Origin of the sequence: Phenylobacterium sp. (assembly GCF_030697925.1) — a bacterium.
In the GTDB taxonomy this organism is placed as follows: Bacteria; Pseudomonadota; Alphaproteobacteria; order Caulobacterales; family Caulobacteraceae; genus Phenylobacterium.
This window is the reverse complement of the sequence record NZ_JAUYOJ010000250.1, coordinates 1-3196: the sequence shown is the minus strand read 5'-3', so window position 1 is coordinate 3196 and position 3196 is coordinate 1. Positions and strand designations below refer to the sequence as shown.

The following is a 3196-nucleotide window of genomic DNA, read 5'->3' as shown; positions in this document are numbered from 1 at the left end:
GCTGCGCAAGGCCGCCGAACGCACCGTCGAGGCCACCTGGCGCCGCATCGGCCAACTCCTCGACCACTTCACCCCAACCGAGTGCGCCAACTACCTCGTCAACTCAGGCTACGCTCCATGCTAAAACGGTCATGCTCTAGCGGTCCTTGGCAACGACCGCTTCCGGGCAGCTTGGCTGCCCCAATCCCGCCCCAGGGGCCGGACGCCGCTGAGTAACCGGAGTGGGCTCATCTGAGACCTTCAGAACGTCTGCTCCTGGGCAGAGAGCCCTCAGCCGCGCCCGGAGGACCGGATTGGGATCTTAACGGTCGCTGGGTAGGTCTTCCGCCTGATCTATTCGCGTTCTTGGCGCGGCCGTTTCAGACGGCGGTGTGGATCGCGTCCTCTTGCGCCTGGCCCCGGATGAGCCGGCCCGGCCGGGCCCCGGTGTCCTCGCCGTTGCGGCGGGTGACTTCGCCGTTGATCAGGGTGGCGAGGTAGCCGTAGGCCGGTTGCAGCAGGCGGGCGCCGCCGGCGGGCAGGTCGTTGTGCAGGGCCATCTCACCCAGCTTCAGGTTCTCGAAGTCGATGACATTGATGTCAGCCCGCATGCCGGGGGCGATTAGGCCGCGGTCGAGGAAGCCGAACAGTTCGGCGTTGCGCCGGGTCTGCTTGTGGATCACCAGGGCCAGGGGCAGGGTCTCCCCGCGCTTGCGGTCCCGGGCCCAGTAGGTGAGCTGGTAGGTCGGATTGACGGCGTCGAAGATCAGGCCGACGTGGGCGCCGCCGTCGGACAGGCCAACCACGGTGCTCTCGTCCATCTGCATGTCGCGCACGGGATCAAGGTTGAAGCCCGCGTAGTTGGTGAAGAAAACCACCGCGAAAGCATCGCCGGCGCCGGCGGTCAGGTAGTCGTAGAGATAGGAGACGCCGTCCGGGTAGCCCGTTGCGGCGGCCAGGGCGGCGAAGCTTTCGTCGGGCGTCGGCTCATAGCTGGCGTCGGCGGAGAGAGCGAAGGTCATCTCCATCGGCAGGTTGGCGCTGACGATGACGCTCTCCATCTTGCCCGGAAATTCCTGGGGCACGTTCTCCTCGGCCAGGATCTGCGCCTTGATTTCGGGCCGGCGCAGTTCGCGCAGCATCTCGTCTCGGGGCTGGGCCTTCAGCCGTATGAAGGTCGGCTTGGCCATGAACAGGTGGTAGGAATCGATGCCGAAAACCAGGCCCGTGGGGCGGCTGCCCACCTGCGGGAAGACCCGCGCGCCGGCGACGTTGCCCTCCTTCACCAAGCGGATCACCTCCCGCCAGCGCTGAGGCGCGTCGGCGGTCTCGAACAGGGTGAAGGTGGCCGGGCGGGCGGCCGCGCGGCTTAGGCGGCTGATCAGGCCGACCTCGGACTCCAATGTGGAATGCTCGGCGACCACGGCGCCTTCGCCCAGGGTGCTGGCCGGGATCACCTGCAGCACGCCCGAGCCGGCGCGGCCCATGGCTTCTGCCAAGCCCAGGAGTTCGGGCTCGTCGGCGAAGGTGCCGGGCACCGGGGCCCCGTGAATGGAGCGGTGACCCATGATCCGCGACGTGGAAAAGCCGACCGCCCCGGCCTGCAGGGCCTCCTGGACGATGCCGGCCATGGCGCTGATGTCGTCCGGGGTGGCGGGGTCGTTGTCGCGGCCGCGCTGGCCCATGACGTAGTTGCGCACGGCGCCATGGGCGATCATCGAGCTGACGTTCAGCGCAAATTGACGGCCGGCCAGGTAGTCGAGGTACTGGGGATAGGTCTCCCAGGCGCCCCAGGGCATGCCTTCGTAGAGGGCGGTGCCGGGTATGTCCTCCACCCCTTCCATGAGCTCGATGAGGTCGCTCTCGCCGCCGAGAGGGCAAGGGGCGAAGCCGACGCCGCAGTTGCCCATGACGACGGTGCCCACGCCGTGGCTGGCCGAGGGGTTCATTTCCGAGTCCCAGGTGACCTGGCCGTCGTAGTGGGTGTGGATGTCGATCCAGGCCGGGGTGACGATGGCTCCGGCGGCGTCGATCATCTCGCGGGCCCCGCCCTCGAGGGCGGGGGCGACGGCGGCGATGAAGCCGTCCTTGATCGCCACGTCAGCCAGCCGTCCGGGGCCGCTGCTGCCGTCGAAGACCAGCCCGTTGCGGATGATGAGGTCGTACATGCGGATCCACCCTGAGCGATCATCTTATAATTATAGTAGACTATAATCTCGGATCGGAATCGCTGTCAAACCCGTGGGGCGAGGTCGCAGAGGGCGGCCTGGGCGGCGGCGATCTCCCGCGTCAGGGCCTCGCGCAAAGGCGGCGCGGCCACCGAGGCGAGTGTCAGGCGCACGGCGTTGGACATCTCAAGGCTGAAGCGCTCCTGGTTCCAGCCCTCGGCCAGCCAGGCCTGCACGGTGACGCTGATGGCCCTGAGCAGCGCCTCGGTGAGGGGACCGGCGCGGGCGAAGGCCTCGATCTCGCCGGCGTCGATGGCGCCTTGCACGAAGCCCTGCCAAAGGGCCTGCCCCTTGGTCGCCAGCAGGTCGCGCACCTCGGTGGCGTCGACCCCGAAGGCGGAGCGGAAGAGGCCGCGGTAGAATTGCCGGTCAGCCTCATAGTGAGTGACCACAAGGGCCGTGGCGTCGAGAAGCAGGCCGAGCGCGCTGGCGTGGCGCACGCTGCCAAGCTTGCGGATGAAGCTCTCGAATTCGTCGTCCACGACCTGGTTCAAGAGGTCTGTCTTGGAGCCGACCAGATTGTAGGGTGTGGCGGGGCTGACCCCGGCTCGCGTCGCTAGTTCGGTCATGGTGAAGCCGGCGTCGCCCCGCTCGCGGATCAGAGCCTGGGCCGCATCGACGATATGGCGCTGCCGCGCCGCCTTACGCTCGACGGAGAGGGCCACAGCTAGCTCATCAGCTCCTGAATCGCGGCCGCCGGGGAGCGGCCAGGGTCGGGCACTGGATCAAAGACCAACATCACCTTCATGGCCTCATAGTCCGAGCTAACCTAACGGCCCGCAAGGCACGAACGTTGGGTAGGTCGTGGTTGAAGGTCCGCTTCAAGCTGGCAAACCAACCTCTGCTCCTGATGCCGTGGACGGCTCCCCACCCTGGTCGCAGCATTGCCGCGGCCGAGATGGAGGAGCGCCATGGAAGAGGTGGTTACGGTGGGCTTGGATATCGCCAAGTCGGTGTTTCAGGTCCACGGAGTTGATGCTCGGGGCCAG

At 67.2% G+C, this 3196-nt stretch carries 2 protein-coding genes; both read right to left on the bottom strand.

Translation table 11 applies throughout. The features are described from left to right. Positions 1–359 precede the first annotated feature (359 nt). The gene (locus Q8Q88_RS24585) at positions 360–2147 is read right to left on the bottom strand and encodes an amidohydrolase family protein (protein WP_305677811.1); all 1788 of its coding nucleotides are present in this window, start codon (positions 2145–2147) and stop codon (positions 360–362) included. Positions 2148–2212: 65 nt separating this feature from the next. Then, the gene (locus Q8Q88_RS24580) at positions 2213–2872 is read right to left on the bottom strand and encodes a TetR/AcrR family transcriptional regulator (protein ID WP_305677810.1); all 660 of its coding nucleotides are present in this window, start codon (positions 2870–2872) and stop codon (positions 2213–2215) included. Positions 2873–3196: the final 324 nt, after the last annotated feature.

Coding starts and splice junctions, on each gene's coding strand:
- Q8Q88_RS24585 (WP_305677811.1), bottom strand. CDS start 2,147: ATGTACGACCTCATCATCCGCAACGGGCTGGTCTTCGACGGCAGCAGC.